The sequence below is a fragment of the Cupriavidus sp. SIMBA_020 genome, assembly GCF_046535395.1.
In the GTDB taxonomy this organism is placed as follows: Bacteria; Pseudomonadota; Gammaproteobacteria; order Burkholderiales; family Burkholderiaceae; genus Cupriavidus; species Cupriavidus campinensis.
On the sequence record NZ_JAWRWU010000006.1, the window covers coordinates 113,112 to 130,814 of the forward strand.

Here is a 17,703-nt window from a genome sequence, read left to right on the forward strand (position 1 = left end):
TGCATGGAGCCTGCAAACTTCTCAGTGTTCACTGAAGTGCACTGGACGAGGGGTGGCATGTCACAGGGGCAGCGAGGGAAAGCTAAGTTGGGCGCGAAGGTGGCCCACGAATCCACATGGCGCGGCCGACTCTTGCTGGTGGCCCTGGCCGGCGCGATGGCGCTGGCTGGCGCGGGTGGCTCGTACTGGTATGCCTCGCGCAGCGGTCCGGGCCAGGGCAGTGGGGCCGGCGTATCGGCGGTCAAGCCGGGCGATGGCGTCAGCGGTCCGCTCGGCATGGTCCACGTGCCCGGCGGCGAATTCCTGATGGGCAGCGACCACAAGATGGCCCAGCCCAACGAGCGTCCGGCCCACAAGGTGCGCGTGCAGGGCTTCTGGATGGACCAGCACCACGTCACCAATGCCGAATTCCGCAAGTTCGTCACGGCCACGGGCTACCTGACCACGGCCGAGCGCGCGCCCGACTGGGAGACCATGAAGGTCCAGCTCCCGCCCGGCACGCCGCGCCCGCCCGATAGCGCGATGGTGGCCGGCGCGATGGTCTTCGTCGCCACCAACGGCCCGGTGCCGCTGCGCGAGAACTGGCGCTGGTGGCGCTTCGTGCCCGGCGCGGACTGGCGCCATCCCACCGGCCCCGGCAGCAGCATCGAGGGCAAGGACGATCATCCCGTGGTGCAGGTGTCCTACGAGGACGCGGAGGCCTACGCCAAATGGGCCGGCAAGCGCCTGCCGACCGAGGCCGAATGGGAATTCGCGGCGCGCGGCGGGCTGGAGCAGGCCACCTACGCCTGGGGCGACCAGTTCGCGCCCGATGGCCGCCAGATGGCCAACGTCTGGCAGGGCCAGCAGGTACAGCCGTTCCCGGTGGTCAGCGCCAAGGCGGGCGGGGCGGCGGGCACCAGCCCCGTGCGCACCTTCCCGGCCAACGGCTACGGGCTCTATGACATGACCGGCAATGCGTGGCAGTGGGTGGCCGACTGGTATCGCGCCGACCAGTTCCGCCGCGAGGCCGCCGAGATGAAGACCGTGGTGCTCAACCCGGCCGGCCCCCGCGACTCCTGGGACCCGAGCGAGCCCGGCGTGCCCGTGAAGGCGCCCCGGCGCGTCACGCGCGGCGGCTCCTTCCTCTGCAACGAGGACTTCTGCCTGAGCTACCGCCCCAGCGCGCGGCGCGGCACGGACCCGTACACCAGCATGTCGCACCTCGGCTTCCGGCTCGTGATGGATGACAGCCGATGGACGGCCCTGCGCAAGCAGCCCCCGCCCCAGGACAGCGCGATGCCCCTGTCCGCCCAACTTTCCTCAACCGGAGTCAATCGATGAACGCGAAAGGACTTCCCTCGCAGCGGGCCACGGCGCGCCGCTGGCAACTCGCGGCCACGGCCGTCGTCGCGGCGCTCGCGCTAGCGGGCTGCAAGCGGGCCGATGAGAACAAGCCTGCCGAGACGCAGGCCCCGGCCGCCCCGGCTGCTCAGGCCCCGGCCCCGGCTGCGCCACCGCCCGCGACATCGACGACACCTGCCCCCACCACCCCTGTCCCGGCCACAGCCCCGGCGCAGGGCGCCTCGCCAGTGGCCGCCGCGCCGGCTGGCGCGCGCGGCGGCAAGCCCAACATCGTCGTGATCTTTGGCGACGACGTCGGCCTCGGCAACGTCAGCGCGTTCAGCCACGGCGTGGTCGGCTACAAGACGCCGAACATCGACCGCATCGCCAAGGAAGGGATGATGCTGACCGACTACTACGCCGAGAACAGCTGCACGGCGGGCCGGTCCACCTTCATCACCGGGCAGACCGTGTTCCGCACCGGCCTCTCCAAGGTGGGCCTGCCCGGCGCGCCGGTGGGCCTGCAGGACCGCGACATCACCATCGCCCAGGCCCTCAAGCCGCTGGGCTACAACACCGCACAGTTCGGCAAGAACCACCTGGGCGACCAGGACCGCTTCCTGCCCACCAAGCACGGCTTCGACGAGTTCTTCGGCAACCTGTACCACCTGAACGCCGAGGAAGAGCCCGAGCGCCCGTACTGGCCCAAGGACAACCCCGACTTCCTCAAGTACTACAACCCGCGCGGCGTGATCCACAGCACGGCGGACGGCAAGATCGAGGACACCGGGCCACTGAACCGCAAGCGCATGGAAACCATCGACGACGAAACCACCGGCGCGGCGATCCAGTACATCCAGAAGCAGGCGCAGGGGGACAAGCCGTTCTTCCTGTGGATGAACTTCACCCGCATGCACCTGTTCACGCACGTGCGCCCCGAGTACCGCGGCAAGGCCGGGCTGGGCGGCGGCCACGAGTACGCGGACGGCATGTGGGAGATGGATCAGAACGTGGGCAAGCTGCTCAAGTCGATCGATGACGCCGGCATCACCAACAACACCATCGTGGTCTACACCACGGACAACGGGCCGAACTTCTTCACCTGGCCGGACGCCGCCAATACGCCGTTCCGCAGCGAGAAGGATTCGAACTGGGAAGGCGCCTACCGGGTCCCGGCGATGATCCGCTGGCCGGGGAAAATCCAGCCGGGCACGGTTTCCAACGGGCTGATGTCCGGGCTCGACTGGTTCCCCACGCTGCTGGCCGCCGCCGGTGATGGTGATGTGAAGGATCGGCTGGTCAAGGGCACTACGCTGGGCGGCAAGAGCGCCAAGGTGCACCTGGACGGCTACAACCAGTTGCCGATGCTGACCGGCCAGACCGATAAGAGCGCGCGCAACGAGTTCTTCTACTTCAACGACGACGCCGAACTCGTGGCCATGCGCTACGACGTGCTCACGCAGGGCGCCACCCAGCCCACGGCGTGGAAGGTGGTGTTCTGCGAGCAGCGGGCGCGGGGCGGTTTCGAGGTCTGGAAGGAGCCGTTCACCTGCCTGCGCGCGCCAAAGTACTTCAACCTGCGCATGGACCCCTACGAGCGCGCGGACACCGGGCCGACCAACCTTTACCACCAGCTCGAGACCGAGAACCCGTACCTGTTCATCGAGGGTAACCGGCGGGCCATCCAGTTCCTGCAGACCTTTGTCGACTATCCGCCCAGCCAGTTGCCGGCCAGCTTCACGATTGACCAGGCCGAGGCAAGCGTGAAACGCAAGGTGGCCGAGCAGATGGCCAAGGCGCAGTCCGCCCAACCGCAGAAGAAGTGACGGCGGCAGACCGGAAGCTGGAACCCGCCATGGGCGCGCGCCAGAGTCGTGGCACGCGCACCGCCGCCCAGGCGGCGGTGCGCGCCGGCACGGCCTGGCGGGTGCCCGCCGCGCTGCTGGTCCTGTCCGGCGCGGCCGGGCTGGTCTATCAGGTCCTGTGGGTCAAGCAGCTTTCGCTGGTGCTCGGCGTGGATGTGCACGCCGTCACCGTTGGCGTCAGCGCGTTCTTCGCCGGGCTGGCGCTGGGCGGCTGGACCATCGGGCGATGGGCCGACCGCGCTGCCTCGCCCTGGCGGCTCTACCTGTGGCTGGAATGCGCGATTGCCGTGCTGGCGCTGGGCGCCACAGTGGCGCTGGCCCACGCGGCGGCGCCGTTCGCGTGGCTGGAAACCCGCGCCGGGATCGTGGCGTGGGCCTTGCCCGTGCTGCTGGTGGCTCTCCCGGCCGTGGCCATGGGCGGCACCATGCCCGTGCTGCTGCGCGCGATCCGTCCTTCCGGAGAACTTGGCGCCCATGGCGGGCGGCTGTATGCCGCCAATACCGCCGGGGCGATTGCCGGCACGCTGCTGGCGGCCTTCGTCGCCATTCCGCTGCTCGGCGTGTTCGGCAGCGCCTGCACGGCGGCAGGGCTGAACCTGCTGGCCGGTGCCGGGGCGCTCTGGCAGAGCCGGCGGGTGCCGACTGTCGCTGTTGCCTCTCCTTCGCCATCCACCGCACCCACCCCGGTCCTCGCGCAGCGGCGGCTGGCGCTGGGGCTCTACGCCGTGGCGGGCGGCATCGCGCTGGGCTACGAAGTGGTCTGGTCGCAGGCCATCGTCCAGTTCCTGAGTACGCGGGCGTTTGCCTTCGCGGTGGTGCTGGCCACCTATCTCGCCGGGCTGGTGCTCGGCAGCGCGCTGGTGGCGCGGCGCGTGGACCGTTCGCGCGACCCGTGGAGCGCCTTCGCGCTGCTGGTGGTCGGGGCGGGGCTGGTGGCGCTGGTCGAATTCGCGTGGCTCGGGGAATGGCTGCCGGCCCTGCAATCCGCCGCCTATGCACGCGTGCTGGAGGGCACGGGCAACCTGCTCGCCGCCTCCAGCGCACGCTTTACCGTGGCGGCGCTGTGCATCGTCTTCGTGCCCACCGTGCTGCTGGGCGCGGCATTTCCGTACGCGGTGCGGCTGTCGGTCGATCCGGCGCGGGTCGGGGCCGGGCTGGGCGCCGTGCTGGCGCTCAACACGCTGGGCGGCATCGCCGGATCGGTGCTGGCGGGCGTGGTGCTGGTGCCGTGGATTGGTGTGGTGCATACGCTGGGCGTGCTCGCCGCCGCCAGTGCGCTGGTGGCTGTGCTGGCGATGGTCTTCGGCGATGGCGTCACGCGCCGTGCCCGCGTGGCGATTCCGCTGCTGGCCGTGGTCACGCTGATGGTGGCCGTGGCCACGCCCGCAGATCGTCTGGCCCGCCTGCTGGCACAGGCGCGCGGCGGCGAGCTGGTGTTCTACGAGGAAAGCCGGGGCGCCACGGTGGCCGTGGTCGAGCAGTCCAAGGGCACCCAGAGCTTCCGCCGGCTCTATATCCAAGGGGTGTCGAATTCGGGCGATACCATGACGTCGCTGCGCTACATGCGCCTGCAGGCGCTGTTGCCGCTGATCGTCCACAACGGCACGCCGCGCTCGGCGCTGGTGATCGGACTCGGCACCGGCATCACGGCCGGCGCGCTGCTCCAGTACCCGGGCCTCGAACACCGCGTGGTGGCGGAACTGCTGCCCGCCGTGGTGCGCGCCGCGCCAAGCTTCCAGGGCAATTTCGACGCCAGCCACGACAAGCGCATCGACATCCGCCTGCGCGACGGCCGCCGCGAGCTGCTCCAGGGCACCCAGCGCTACGACCTCGTCACGCTGGAGCCGCCGCCGCCGTCCGCCAGCGGCGTGGTCAACCTGTATTCGCGCGAGTTCTACCAACTGGCCGCCAGCCGCCTGCAGCCGGGCGGCATCGTCGCCCAGTGGCTGCCGCTGCCGACCCAGAATCGCGATGACACCCGCTCGCTGGTGCGCAGCTTCCTCGACGTCTTCCCGCATGCCTCGCTCTGGACTACCGAACTCCACGAGATGCTGCTGGTGGGCTCGGCCGAGCCGCTGGCGCTCGATGTGCCGACGATCGCCGCCCGCTTCCAGCAGCCCGAGGTCGCCAGCGCGCTGCGCGCCGTGGGCGTGGCCTCGCCGGCGGCACTGCTGGCCACCTACATCACCGACCGCGATGGCCTCGACTGGTTTGCCGGTGACGCGCCCGCCGTGACCGATGACCGCCCGCGCATCGAGTACACCGGCTGGGTGCGCCAGAAGGCGTTCGTGCCGGTGTTGCGCGAGCTACTGGCGCTGCAATCGGACCCGCCGCTCACCGGCGCCGACGATAGCCTGCAACAGGCCATCCGCCGGGAGCGTGACAACCTCCAGACCTTCTACGCTGCCGGCCTCGACGCCTACGAGGGCAACCGGCAAGCCTGGAGCCACCACATCACGGAGGCGATCCAGGCCGACCCCGACAATCCCTACTACCGCTGGTTCACCGGAGGCGGCCGATGAGCGCCCGCGACGACATCCTCACGCTGCAGGCCCGCATGGGCGAATCCATCGTCGGGCAGGCGCGCATGATCGAACGGCTGCTGCTCGGCCTGCTGGCCGATGGCCACCTGCTGGTGGAGGGCCTGCCGGGGCTGGCCAAGACCCGGGCGATCAAGAGCCTGGCGCGCCATCTGGACGCGCGGCTCTCGCGCATCCAGTTCACGCCAGACCTGCTGCCGGCCGACATCACCGGCTCCGATATCTATGTGACGGACGCTGGCCGGGGCGACTTCCGCTTCCAGGCCGGGCCGATCTTCGCCAACCTGATCTTGGCCGACGAGGTCAACCGCTCTCCGGCCAAGGTGCAGGCGGCGCTGCTGGAGGCCATGGAGGAGCGGCAGGTGACCGTGGGCGGCCAGACCCACAAGCTGGAGCCGCTGTTCCTGGTCATGGCGACGCAGAACCCGATCGAGCAGGAGGGCACCTATCCGCTGCCCGAGGCGCAGATGGACCGCTTCCTGATGCATGTGAACGTGGGCTACCCCGAGGCCAGCGCGGAGGCCGAGATCATCCGGCTGGCGCGCAGCGAGGAAGCGCCGCCGCCGCAGGCCGCTGGTGGCGCCCCGGCGGACAAGCTCTCGCCCGCGTCCGTGTTCGCGGCGCGGGCGGCCATCCACGGGATTGCCGTCAGTGAGCCGGTGGAGCGCTATATCGTCGCGCTGGTGCAGGCCACGCGCGACCCGGGCCGGTTCGACGATGACCTCAAGCGCTGGATCCAGGTGGGCGTGAGCCCGCGCGGGTCGATCGGGCTGGACAAGGTGGCGCGGGCCATCGCCTGGCTGCGCGGGCGCGGCCATGTGACCCCGGACGACGTGCAGGCCGTGGTGCACGACGTGTTCCGCCATCGGCTGATCCTGTCCTACGAGGCCCACGCCGCGTCCGTCAGCGCCGATGCGGTGATCGACCGCCTGCTGCAACGCGTGGCCGTGGCCTGACAGCTTCGCCGCCATGCCGCTCGATTTCGCCGCCCGCGACCGGGCCGCCACCGGCGCCGGGCCAGCACCCTCGACCGCCACGCCGGGCGTCAATGTCGACATGAACGCGCTGGCCGCGCTGGAGGCCACCGCCCGCGACTTCCATTTCCGCACGCGCCAGCCGGTGCACAGCCTGCTGTCCGGCCGCCACGGCTCGCGGGTGCGCGGGCGGGGGCTGGCCTTCGAGGAGGTGCGCGGCTACCTGCCCGGTGATGACGTGCGGACAATGGACTGGCGCGTGACGGCGCGCACCGGCAAGCCGCACGTGCGCGTCTATGCCGAGGAGAAGGAGCGCCCGGTGCTGCTGGTGGTGGACCAGCGCATGAACATGTTCTTCGGCAGCCGGCGGGCGATGAAATCGGTCGTGGCGGCAGAAGTGGCCGCACTGGCCGCGTGGCGCATCGTGGCCGATGGGGATCGCGTCGGCGGCATCCTGTTCGGCGATACCAACCTGACCGCCAGCGCGCCGCGCCGCAGCCGGGACGCCGTGCTGCACCTGCTGGGCGACCTCGTCGCCCATAACCGCCGCCTGCATGCCGAGGCCGAAGCCCGGCGCGGCGCCGGCCAGTTCAACGCGGCGCTGGAGCGCGCGGTGCGGCTGGCCGGGCACGACCATCTGGTCATCGTCATCAGCGACTTCGATGGCGCCGACGACCGCACGCGCCGGCTGATGCTGGCGCTGCGCAGCCGCAACGACGTGCTGTCGGTGCTGGTCTACGACCCCTTCCTGCTGGAGTTGCCCGATTCCGGCCACCTCGTGGTCAGCGACGGCGAGCTGCAGGTGGAACTGGGCTTCGGCCGCGCCGCGCTGCGCGACCAGATCGGCAGCTTCGCCAGCCAGCACAGCCAGGCGCTGTTCGACTGGCACCATGGCATTGGCGTGCCGCTGCTGCCGGTGTCCGCCGCCGAGGACGTGGCGGTGCAGCTGCGGCGGCTGCTGGGGTAGGCGGGACGGCGATTACAGCCCGTAATAGGGCCGGTTCGCCTCGATCCGCGCGCGCTCCGACTCCGGAAACGCCCCATCGGCGAGCAGCCGGATCAGCGCGGCGCGGCCCTGTTCCTGGGCGCCGATGTAGTAGGCGCAGACCGTCAGTTCGTCCAGCGCGCGCCAGCGGTAGACCGAGGTATCGACGAACAGGGCGTCGGCGGGGAGCGGCATGGCCGCCGCCTGCTGGGCGTAGAGGTGCCCGAGCGCGTATTCCCCGCGCTGGCGGTGCCAGCGGGCGAGGTCGCACAGCGGCTCGGCGCGGGTGGGGCGGGCCTGATAGGCGGCCAGGTAGGCCGCGGTCACCGTCTCGGCCGGCGCGCCGTCCAGCGCGAGCATCGCCGCGCACTGGTAGGTGGCGAACCACTGCTCCTCGTCCCATCCCCCCATGGCGGCCCGCGCGCGATAGTGGCGCAGGGCTTCCGCCGGCCGACCAGCGTCCCGGCAGCTTTGGGCGAGGTAGAAACGGTAGCGCGTGTTGTCCGGGGCGTCGGCCACGGCGCGCTCCAGTACCTCGATGTCGCGCAGATAGGTGTTCGGGTCGCGGGCCCGCGCGCCGTCGCGCGAGACCACGATGGCCGGGCCCTGCAGGTCGTCCCAGACCGCCGGGGTATCGCAGGTCAGGTATTCGTGGATCACGCCCTCCCAGCGCCATGGCACCCCCGCCCGCACCAGCGCGTTGCGCTGGTACTGCCAGCCGCTCAGCTCGCAGCGCAGCCGATAGCCATCGGTGCCGAGCGCCGGCCAGCGGAAGCCGTCCGGCACGCCCAGCGTTTCGTCGGCATCGATGAACAGGATGTAGTCGTCCGGCTGGCACTGCGCCCGGGCCAGGGTGAGCGCCTCGTTGCGGTTGTGGGCGAAGTCCTGCCAGGGCCGCTCGTGCACCGCGCCCGGCAGGCCCGCCATGCACGCGGCAATGCGCTGCTGCGTGCCATCGGTGGAGCCGGTATCGACGATCAGCCAGCTATCGATCCATGGGCGCACGGACGCGAGGCAGCGCGCGATCACCGGCGCCTCGTTCTTGACGATCATGTTCAGGCAGATGCGTGGCATGGGGATTGGGATGGACGGTGGGTAGTGTCTTGCGGCCACGGCGGCGTGGGCTGCCGTGGCCGGGGGCGGGCGGTGGCCCGTCAGTTCACCGTCAGATGCGCGACGGGTACAGGCCCTCGGTACAGATCATATAGGTCAGGTTCGCCGGCGCCTGGCCGGTCAGGTTCGGCAGGGCGAAGTTCGTCGTGCCGTCGCCGCCAAACGTGTTGCCGATGAGCGAGAACAAGGGCGCATAGAGCTGGATCGGCAGAAGCTGGCCCTTGGCCACCATGCCGCCCATGTCGTAGTTCTCCGGGTAGGGCAGGGCGGTCAGCCAGACGTCGCCAATCGTGCATACACCGCTCGCGCCGTCCTGGCCTTGATTGCCGGTCGGGCCTTGGGCACCCGTTGCGCCTGTGGCGCCGGTCGCCCCCGTCGCGCCGGTTGCCCCCGTGGCGCCGGTCGCGCCTGTGGCACCCGTGACACCCGTAGCTCCGGTGTTGCCGGTCGGGCCTTGCGGGCCGGACGGGCCGGTAATGCCCGTGGCGCCAGTGGCACCCGTAGCACCGGTAGCGCCCGTCGTACCCGTGGGGCCTGCGGCGCCGGTCGCGCCCGAGGGGCCGGTGCTGCCGGTTGCCCCGGTGGCGCCCGTGGCGCCGGTTGCGCCCGTGGCACCCGCGGCGCCCGGACTGCCCACATCGCCACGCGCCACATCCTGCGAGAGCGCGGCCAGCGTGGTCTGGCGGGCGGTCAACTGCGTGGCGAGGGCCTCGAGCGTGTCGTCATAGGCATCGCCGAACACCGGCTTGAACGGCTGGTTCAGCAGGCTCAGGCCGGTGGTGTTCACGCCCAGGTTGACCAGGCGGGCGCGCACGAGGTTGAGCGTGGTGGCCAGGTTGGACTGCATCAGGCTGGCCAGCGTGGCGTTGAACGCGTTGAACACCGTGGCGGTGTCGGGGTTCTGCGCGGCGGCGGCCACCACCAGTTCCGTGATCGGCGTGATGTTGGTCGTGCCCGGGCTCTGAATGTAGGAATGCAGCGTCAGCCCGGCGGGGCCGGTTACGCGCGCCACGCAGGGCAGGGCCAGACCGGCGGACGAGACCGACCATGCGCCGTTGGCGTCACTCGTGGTCGAGGCCGTGCCCGCGGCGCAGCGCAGGTCGATGGCGCCGTTCTGGACCGGCGCGCCGGTGGCCGCCGTGCCCGAGAGCGTGGCCGCCGCCGGGGCGGCCGCCACAGGGGCGCTGGTGCCCGCATCGTCGCCGCCGCCGCAGGCGGTCAGCAGTTGGGCCGTGGCCATGGAAAGGGCGAGCGCCCACCGGTTCTGTTTCATCGGATTCCCCTGGGAATGGCGCGTCGCCGGCGTGCGAGTCGCCGGTCCGGAGCCTGTTATGTATCGAATGGAAAAGAGGCCGAGACCAAACGGCCGTGGCGCTCGCGGGGTGGATTCACCCGGGATGCACCCGGGATTCCCCCGCTACGCCGGGCGTGATGATAAGTCAACATTGCCAGGTTTTCTGCCACCGATAAGGGGCAAGGGGAAGTGCTAGGACCTGCGGGAGGTCGGGGTCGCGCATGCGGGGCGTGTGATGTTTGGAGCGCTTTTCACAGCGCCCCGCATGGCTGGTGCGGATGACAGCGGGCTTACAAACGGGCTTAGACCGTGCTTACACCGTACCCATCGCCGGGTCGGTGATGGTGTGCTGGCCGGTTTCCACGCGGCCGGCAAAGCGGCGGTAGTACGCGGTGTCGCTGGGGGTCGTCACCGCGAAGTCGTACCACTGCCCGCTGTCCTTCAGCGACCAGTGCAGCGTCTGCGTGGCGCCGGCCGCCACCGTGGCTTCCCACGGGCCGTCCGTGCGATACGCCAGCGGCGCCACCCGGAAGGTGCAGGCCGCCTTGCCGGTGTTCATCAGATCGACATAGACGTCGCCATTGGCGATGTCGTAGCAGACGCGCACCTCCGGCACGCCCAGCGCGCCGCCCAGCACGGTGGTATCGCCCTTGAAATGGCGATGGAAACCGTTCGGGCCGAGCACCCACAGGTCGTACTGGCCCGGCGCGGCGGCCGACGTGCCCCAGCTATCGGACAGACTCTTGCCGGCCTCCACCATGTAGCGGCGCGGAATGCTGTTCAGGTCGTTGCGGTCGTACACGTGGAACACCGCCGCCTGCGTGCCCGAGTTGGCGAACAGGATCTCCACCTGGCCGTTGACGTGGGCGCGCGCGCTGGCGTGCAGCTCGTAGGGCAGGGCGCGCGACGGACGCGTGCCGGTGGCCTGCTCCGGCAGGTTGATGTCCGACGGCACGGGCACCGCCGGCAGCGCCTGCTGGGCCACGCGCAGGGCGTCTGCCGACGCGCGCGTGCCGCGGCCGGCCAGCGTGGGCAGCGCCTCGCTGTTCGGCGTCTTGAAGTTGAACGCCGAGGTCAGGTCGCCGCAGACCGCGCGGCGGAACGGGCTGATATTGGGCTCCTGCACGCCGAAACGGGTCTCCAGGAAGCGCAGCACCGAGGTGTGGTCGAACACCTGCGAGTTGACCCAGCCACCCCGGCTCCACGGCGAGATCACGAACATCGGCACGCGCGGTCCCGGGCCGAACACGCGGCCATCGCGGGGCGGCTGGCTGGTGCTGCCGTCCGGCGGGGACTGCGTGTAGTACTCGGCGGCGAGGTCGGCATCGGCCAGCGTGGTCTTGCCGGCCAGCGAGCTGTCGGCATTGCGCGACGGCGCGGACGGCGACGGCACGTGGTCGAAGTAACCATCGTTCTCGTCGAAGTTGACCAGCAGCACGGTCTTGCTCCACACCTCCGGGTTGGCGGTCAGCGCGTCCAGCACTTCCTGGAGGAACCACGCGCCCTGCACGGGTGTGGACGGCCCCGGGTGCTCGCAGTAGATCGACGGCGCGTTGATCCAGGAGACCTGCGGCAGCTTGCCATTGGCGATGTCCTGCCTGAAGGCGTCCAGGTACTGCTCCGGCTGGGTGCCCGGCAGCGTGTTGGCGATGCCCTTGTAGAGCGGATTGGCGGCGTTGTCGGTGGCCGCGTCGTAAGCCTTGTACGGCACGGCCTGCCCGGTGTTGGTGTACGGGGCGCCCGGCGAGCCGCCGCTGGACACCGGGAAGCCCGAGTTCAGGTTGGCGCGGCGGAAGGTCTGGAACGCGCCCAGCATGTTGTCGCCCCATTCGTCGGGCATGTTCTGGTAGCTGATCCAGTTGATGCCGGCTTCCTCGAGCCGCTCGGCGTAGGTCTTCCACGTGTAGCCGATGTTGGCGTCGGCGGCCACGCCGTTGATGGCATCCCACTCGTTGTTCACGAAGGCCCGGTTCAGCGGCATCGCGCCGTTGGTGCCGGAGATGTGGAAGGCGCGGTTGGCGTCGGTGCCGGTGTGCATCGAGCAGTGGTAGGCATCGCACAGCGTGAAGGCATTGGCCAGCGCGAACTGGAACGGGATTTCCTGTTCCTTGAAGTAGCCCATCGACGTGTCCGTCTTGGCCACCGGCCAGCGCGACATGCGGCCGTGGTCCCAGGCGGCCTGGCTGTCGGCCCAGGCGTGCGGCGTGCCCGCGGTGCGCTGGGCGTTGTTGGCGCTGCCGTTCAGGTGGTACGGCGTGATCAGCGAGCCGTTGGTGCGCGCCTGCTGCCAGACGTTGCGGCCATTCGGCATGGGGATGGTCAGGCGGTCGCCAAACCCGCGCACGCCGCTGAGCGTGCCGAAGTAATGGTCGAACGAGCGGTTTTCCTGCATCAGGATGACCACGTGCTCCACATCGGCGATGGTGCCGGTGGCGTTGTTGGCCGGAATGGCCAGCGCGCGGCGGATGCTGGGCGGAAAGGCGGCCAGGGCGGCGGCGGAGAAAGCCGTGCCCATGCTCGCCTGCAAGAACTTGCGGCGGGAGATCATTGTTCGGGTTCTGGGGAGTGTTGGGAGGAGGCGTGCCCGGCGGGGGCTCAGGGGGCGCAGCGCTTGTCCGGGGCCGGCGCGGAGGCGGGGGGCGGATCGCCGGCGGGCGGCTGGCTCGGGCTCGGCTTGTTGTCGTCACCGCCGCAGGCGGCCAGCAGCAGCGCGGCAAGGCACGCGGCCGCGAGGGCGGTCGTCAAACTGGCTTGTTTCATGGGGTCAGGGCTGGTTGGATCGGGTCTGCCACATCAGCAGACCCGTAAGCCTATGTGTCAGGGATGACACAATCGTGACCCTCGCTGCACTAAGTGATGTATGCAGCATGAGGAGGAGACGCCTACAACGGTCCTCGGAGTGACTTGAGTCCCACCCAGATGACCCCGATCACCAGGTTGATTGGCACGCTGAGCACGCTCGGCACGTAGAAGATGGCCGACAGCGCGGGCGCGCTCATCATGGTTTCGGCGATGCCGCCGAGGGCGAACAGGATCAGGCCGCACCAGAGCCAGCGCCGCATATAAGTGGGCAGCCAGTGGGCGCGCGACTGGTTGAAGCGCCACGCCGCGGAGCGCTCGAACAAGTCGCCCCGGCTGGCGTCCTTGAACAGCCAGCCGAAGAAGAAAAAACGGTATAGCAGCGTGCGGAACGCAAGCTCTTGCATGATGCGCGGGCAGCCGGGCTGCCAGGTTGCCGATTCAAGAAAACGGGGCTTCCTGACGTAATAGGCCGAATAGGCGGGTTTCGCAATATGGATGCGAGCCCGGATAAACGGCGCCCCAAAATGGGGACCGGGCCGGGCTGCAATCCGGTTTTTCCCGCCGGGCGCTGGGCGCTGGGCGCTGTGCCCGCCAGCCCCCCGCTTGTCGCCCCCCGCTTGTCGCCCCCCGCTTGTCGCCCCCGCTTGACCCTGCTTGTCCCCCCATTTGGGGACAGTCAAAACGTGACAGCGCTGTTACAGTCGCGCGCAATGCTCCGGTCGACAAGTCCGGGCTAAACATCAAAAAAACGGGTCGGGTCCATGTTTTCACACTTCTCCGCTGGCGCACGCGCGTTCGGCATGGCTTTGCTTGCCGCTGCGGTGCTCACCGCCTGCGGTTCCGATGACAACGCTGCGCCGGCCACGCAGCCCACGCCAGCGGCCACCAAGGTGGTGGTCGATACGAGCAGCGCCACGCCGGTTGCCGGCGGCACGCTGACGCTGAAGGCGACGCTGCTGGCCGCCGACGGGAGCGAAGTCAAGGGCGCCAGTTTCGCCTGGACGTCTTCCGATGAATCGGTGGCCGTGGTCACCGCGGCTTCGGACAAGGCGCCGGCGGGGGTGTCGGCCTCGGTCTTCGTCGGCACCTATGCCACGGTCCAGACCCGGAATGCCGGGGAGGTCGATATCACCGCCACGGCGACGCTGGCCGATGGCACCCGGGCCACCTCCGTCACCCATCTGGTGGTACAGGCCGCGCCGGCCAAGTCGTACACGCTGACCCTGTCGCCGGCCAACCTGACCCTGACCGCTGGCGCGGCTGCACAGACCGTGACGGCAGCGGTGCGGCGCTCGGATGGCGTGGATGGCATCGCCGACCTGACCAACTGGACATGGACCACCGCCGATGCCACCTTCCCCGTGACGCCGGCAGCAGACGGCCATTCGGCACAGGTCAGCAGCCCGTCTTCGGCCACGCTGGCCGGCTCCGCAGTGCTTGCCGCCTGCGCGGACGCGCCCACCGGCACCCGCCTGTGCGCCAATGCCGCGCTGGCCCGTCCGGCCGCGCCGCCGCCGCCGACCTACACCGTAGGCGGCACGGTGTCCAACCTGGCCGTGGGCAAGAGCCTGATGCTGGGCGGGCCCAACGGCGATACGGCGCTCGTCAGCGCCAGCGGGGCGTTCTCGTTCCCGACTGCGCTGGTCGCCGGGGTGCCGTACGCGGTCACCGTGACCGGCCAGCCCGCCGGCCAGACCTGCACGGTCCAGAACGGCAGCGGCACCATCGCTGCCGCCAACGTCACCAACGTGGCGATTACCTGCGTGCAGGCCCAGTTCGTGGTAGTGGCCAACCGCCATGAACTGACCCTGTCGGTTTATCGGACGCATCCGGAGACCGGGGCGCTGACGGCCGTGCCGGGCAGCCCGTTCCCGACCCTCGTGCCGGTCAGCGACATCGCCTTCCTGCCGTCCGGGCGGATCGGGTACGCGGTGATGGCGGACAACAACTTGATCTTCCCGTTCGAACTGAATGCCGCCACCGGCGCGCTCACGCCCATGCCCGGCGCCAGTGTCCCCAGCACGCCGGCGCCGCAGGTCGTCGCGGTGGACCCGACGGGCCGGTGGCTCTACGTCGGCGCCCTTGGAATGCTGACGAGTTATGCCATCCAGCCCCTGACGTATGGCCTGACCAGCACGTCTGTCATTCCCGCCAGCGTGCCGACGATGCCGGCTGGGATCGCCGTGTCCCCGAACGGGCAAAACGTCTATGCCACGAACATTGACCTGGGCCATGTGTGGCGTCTGGCGGTCGATCCGGCTACCGGTGGGCTGGCGTCAGGCTCCGCGCTGTCATCGTTCGGCGTGCAGCCGACGGGAGTGGCCGTGTCGCCCAATGGCAGCACGCTGTACTTCACCAACCTGGACACCGGCACCCTCGGCATCGGAACGCTCAATGCCGCAGGCGAAATCGTCAACGACTTCGTGATGCCGACTTGGGGAACGGCACCCATCGACATTGCACTCGCGCCGTCCGGTCAGTTTGGCTATGTGCTCGACTCGGCGAGCGGCCGCATCGAGACGTTCCAGCTTGGCGGCTCGGGCGCTCCGGTGTCGCTCGGCGTGACTAACGCCAGTGCCAACGGCCTGCGCCTGCGCATCACACCGGATGGGCGCTTCCTGTACACGCCGTCCTTCAACGGCACGCTGTACGGCTTTGCGATCAACGCGGCGAGCGGCGCGCTGACGCCGGTGCCGGGCAGCCCGTTCGTCACGGGCAATAACAACGTTGCCATGGCGATCGTGCAGCCGACGCCCTAAGCCAGTCGGATTCATCCATTCAACACAGATTACGGGTCGGGTCTCATGTTTCCACGCTTCTCCGCTGGCGCACGCGCGTTCGGCATGGCTTTGCTTGCCGCTGCGGTGCTCACCGCCTGCGGCTCCGATGACAACACCACGCCGGCCCCCTCGGCCACGCCAGCCGCTACCAAGGTGGTGGTCGACACCACCAGCGGCGCGCCGGTGGCGGGCAGCAACTTGACGCTCAAGGCGACGCTGCTGGCCGCCGATGGCAGCGAGGTCAAGGGCGCCAGCTTCGCCTGGACGTCTTCGGATGAATCGGTCGCCGTGGTCACGGCGGCGTCGGACAAGGCGCCGGCGGGTGTTTCCGCTTCCGTCTTCGTCGGCACCTATGCCACCGTGCAGACCCGGAATGCCGGGGAAGTCGATATCACCGCCACCGCTACGCTGGCCGATGGCAGCCGCGCCACCTCCGTCACCCATCTGGTGGTACAGGCCGCGCCGGCCAAGTCGTACACGCTGACGCTGTCGCCCGCGAACCTGACCGTGACGGCTGGCGCAGCGCCGCAGACCGTGACGGCAGCGGTGCGGCGCTCGGATGGCGTGGATGGCATCGCCGACCTGACCAACTGGACGTGGAACACCGCCGATGCCACCTTCCCCGTGACTGCGGCAGCGGACGGCCATTCGGCACAGGTCAGCAGCCCGTCTTCGGCCACGCTGGCCGGCTCGGCCGTGCTGGCGGCCTGTGCGGACGCGCCCACCGGCACCCGGCTGTGCGCCAACGCGGCACTGGCTCGCCCAGCGGCGCCGCCCCCGACCTACAGCGTGGGCGGCACCGTGTCCGGGCTGGCGGCGGGCAAGAGCCTGCAACTGGCCGGGGTGAATGGGGATGCGGCGGTTGTCAGCGCGGATGGTGCCTTCACGGTGTCCAGCGGGCTGGCCGATGCGTCGAACTACACGGTCACCGTGGCTGGCCAGCCCGCCGGCCAGACCTGCACGATCCAGAACGACAGCGGCACCATCGCCGCCGCCAACGTCACCAACGTGGCGATCACCTGCGTACAGGCGCAGTTCGTGGTGGTGGCCAACCGCAATGACCGGACCCTGTCGGTCTATCGGATCGACCCCGTTACCGGCGCGCTGGCCGCCGTGCCGGACAGCCCGTTCCCGACCGTGAATGAGGTCAACGACATCGCCTTCCTGCCGTCCGGGCGGGTGGGCTATGCGGTGATGGTGGATAACAACGCGATCGTCCCCTTCCAGCTGGATGCCGCCACCGGCAGGCTGACCATGATTGCGGCGGCGAGTGCCCCGACACCGCTCGCGCCTCAGGTCGTCGCGGTGGATCCGACAGGCCGGTATGTCTATGTCGGCGGCGTTGGTACGCTGACGAGCTTTGCCATCAATCCCGTGACGCAAGCCGCAGAGTTGACGTCAAGCCTGTCCGCAGGCGGGTCGGCCAGTGCGGGCGGGGTCGCGGTGTCCGCCGACGGGCAGAACGTCTATGCCACGAGCATCGCGGCGGACGCGTTGTGGCACGCCCCCGTCAGTGCGGCGACGGGCTCGCTTACGTTTGCCTACACCAGGTCATCGCTTGGCTTAGGGCCGATGGGGGCGGCCCTGTCACTCAATGGCAGCGCGCTGTACTTTGCCAACCGGGACACCAATAGCTTCGGCAGCTGCACGCTCGATGCCACAGGCGCGATTACGAGCGCCATGGACATGCTGATTGGGGTGTCGCGTCCCGTCGACGTCGCCGTCACGCCGTCGGGCCAGTTTGTCTATGTACTCGGTACAGGGAGCAACAACATCCAGACGATGCGGATCGACCCCACGTTTGGCCCCTTGCCGCTCGCCATCACCCCCGCCAGCATCAACGGCCAGCGCCTGCGCATCGAGCCGAACGGGCGCTTCCTGTACACGCCGTCGCTCAGCGGCACGCTGTACGGCTTCGCCATCGATGCGACGAGTGGCGCGCTGACACCGGTACCGGGCAGCCCGTTCGCCACGGGGAATATCAACGCCGGCATGGCGATTGTGCAGCCTACGCCATAAATCGGCGG

The 17,703-nt window shown here is 69.7% G+C and carries 12 protein-coding genes; 7 read left to right on the plus strand and 5 right to left on the minus strand.

Annotation, left to right across the window (positions count from 1 at the left end):
• Window positions 1-156: 156 nt before the first annotated feature.
• The 5 genes from SB751_RS13905 to SB751_RS13925 are packed head-to-tail and all read left to right on the plus strand — an operon-like array spanning window position 157 to window position 7,669.
• On the plus strand, window positions 157-1,323 hold the full coding sequence (locus tag SB751_RS13905; protein WP_410748196.1) for a formylglycine-generating enzyme family protein: 1,167 nt from the start codon (window positions 157-159) through the stop codon (window positions 1,321-1,323).
• Window positions 1,320-3,149, plus strand: coding sequence for an arylsulfatase (locus tag SB751_RS13910; RefSeq protein WP_144198306.1), 1,830 nt, complete (start codon window positions 1,320-1,322; stop codon window positions 3,147-3,149). Before SB751_RS13905 ends, SB751_RS13910 begins: the two co-directional genes overlap by 4 nt.
• A 29-nt stretch (window positions 3,150-3,178) precedes the next feature.
• Window positions 3,179-5,710, plus strand: a complete 2,532-nt coding sequence (locus SB751_RS13915) for a fused MFS/spermidine synthase (protein ID WP_144198307.1) — start codon at window positions 3,179-3,181, stop codon at window positions 5,708-5,710.
• Window positions 5,707-6,684 carry an AAA family ATPase gene (locus SB751_RS13920; protein ID WP_410748143.1) on the plus strand — a complete coding sequence of 326 codons (978 nt, stop codon included), beginning with the start codon at window positions 5,707-5,709 and terminating at the stop codon, window positions 6,682-6,684. The genes SB751_RS13915 and SB751_RS13920 overlap by 4 nt, the downstream gene beginning before the upstream one ends.
• A 13-nt stretch (window positions 6,685-6,697) precedes the next feature.
• Window positions 6,698-7,669 (plus strand): DUF58 domain-containing protein, encoded by a 972-nt coding sequence (locus SB751_RS13925; RefSeq protein WP_410748144.1) that lies wholly within the window; start codon window positions 6,698-6,700, stop codon window positions 7,667-7,669.
• 12 nt (window positions 7,670-7,681) lie between these two features.
• Here SB751_RS13925 and SB751_RS13930 read toward each other — a convergent pair whose 3' ends face one another.
• The 5 genes from SB751_RS13930 to SB751_RS13950 form a co-directional block, all read right to left on the minus strand.
• A complete protein-coding gene (locus tag SB751_RS13930) occupies window positions 7,682-8,761 on the minus strand; it encodes a glycosyltransferase (protein WP_313817144.1) in 1,080 nt (359 codons plus the stop codon).
• Window positions 8,762-8,852: 91 nt separating this feature from the next.
• On the minus strand, window positions 8,853-10,073 hold the full coding sequence (locus SB751_RS13935; protein WP_244844424.1) for a tail fiber protein: 1,221 nt from the start codon (window positions 10,071-10,073) through the stop codon (window positions 8,853-8,855).
• A gap of 334 nt (window positions 10,074-10,407) precedes the next feature.
• Window positions 10,408-12,642, minus strand: coding sequence for a phosphocholine-specific phospholipase C (locus SB751_RS13940; protein WP_144198311.1), 2,235 nt, complete (start codon window positions 12,640-12,642; stop codon window positions 10,408-10,410).
• Between the two features lie 47 nt (window positions 12,643-12,689).
• A complete protein-coding gene (locus SB751_RS13945; protein ID WP_186296850.1) occupies window positions 12,690-12,839 on the minus strand; it encodes a hypothetical protein in 150 nt (49 codons plus the stop codon).
• A gap of 137 nt (window positions 12,840-12,976) precedes the next feature.
• Window positions 12,977-13,300 carry a hypothetical protein gene (locus SB751_RS13950; RefSeq protein ID WP_144198312.1) on the minus strand — a complete coding sequence of 108 codons (324 nt, stop codon included), beginning with the start codon at window positions 13,298-13,300 and terminating at the stop codon, window positions 12,977-12,979.
• Window positions 13,301-13,696: 396 nt separating this feature from the next.
• On the opposite strand from SB751_RS13950, the gene SB751_RS13955 reads away from it, so the two are divergent.
• Together SB751_RS13955 and SB751_RS13960 are read left to right on the plus strand one after the other, a co-directional pair.
• Window positions 13,697-15,655, plus strand: coding sequence for a lactonase family protein (locus tag SB751_RS13955; RefSeq protein WP_250025405.1), 1,959 nt, complete (start codon window positions 13,697-13,699; stop codon window positions 15,653-15,655).
• 84 nt (window positions 15,656-15,739) lie between these two features.
• On the plus strand, window positions 15,740-17,695 hold the full coding sequence (locus SB751_RS13960) for a lactonase family protein (protein WP_410748145.1): 1,956 nt from the start codon (window positions 15,740-15,742) through the stop codon (window positions 17,693-17,695).
• The last annotated feature ends 8 nt before the right edge of the window (window positions 17,696-17,703 follow it).

Coding starts and splice junctions, on each gene's coding strand:
- SB751_RS13930 (WP_313817144.1), bottom strand. CDS start 8,761: ATGCCACGCATCTGCCTGAACATGATCGTCAAGAACGAGGCGCCGGTG.
- SB751_RS13955 (WP_250025405.1), top strand. CDS start 13,697: ATGGCTTTGCTTGCCGCTGCGGTGCTCACCGCCTGCGGTTCCGATGAC.
- SB751_RS13910 (WP_144198306.1), top strand. CDS start 1,320: ATGAACGCGAAAGGACTTCCCTCGCAGCGGGCCACGGCGCGCCGCTGG.
- SB751_RS13905 (WP_410748196.1), top strand. CDS start 157: ATGGCGCTGGCTGGCGCGGGTGGCTCGTACTGGTATGCCTCGCGCAGC.
- SB751_RS13950 (WP_144198312.1), bottom strand. CDS start 13,300: ATGCAAGAGCTTGCGTTCCGCACGCTGCTATACCGTTTTTTCTTCTTC.
- SB751_RS13925 (WP_410748144.1), top strand. CDS start 6,698: ATGCCGCTCGATTTCGCCGCCCGCGACCGGGCCGCCACCGGCGCCGGG.
- SB751_RS13940 (WP_144198311.1), bottom strand. CDS start 12,642: ATGATCTCCCGCCGCAAGTTCTTGCAGGCGAGCATGGGCACGGCTTTC.
- SB751_RS13960 (WP_410748145.1), top strand. CDS start 15,740: ATGGCTTTGCTTGCCGCTGCGGTGCTCACCGCCTGCGGCTCCGATGAC.
- SB751_RS13935 (WP_244844424.1), bottom strand. CDS start 10,073: ATGAAACAGAACCGGTGGGCGCTCGCCCTTTCCATGGCCACGGCCCAA.
- SB751_RS13915 (WP_144198307.1), top strand. CDS start 3,179: ATGGGCGCGCGCCAGAGTCGTGGCACGCGCACCGCCGCCCAGGCGGCG.
- SB751_RS13920 (WP_410748143.1), top strand. CDS start 5,707: ATGAGCGCCCGCGACGACATCCTCACGCTGCAGGCCCGCATGGGCGAA.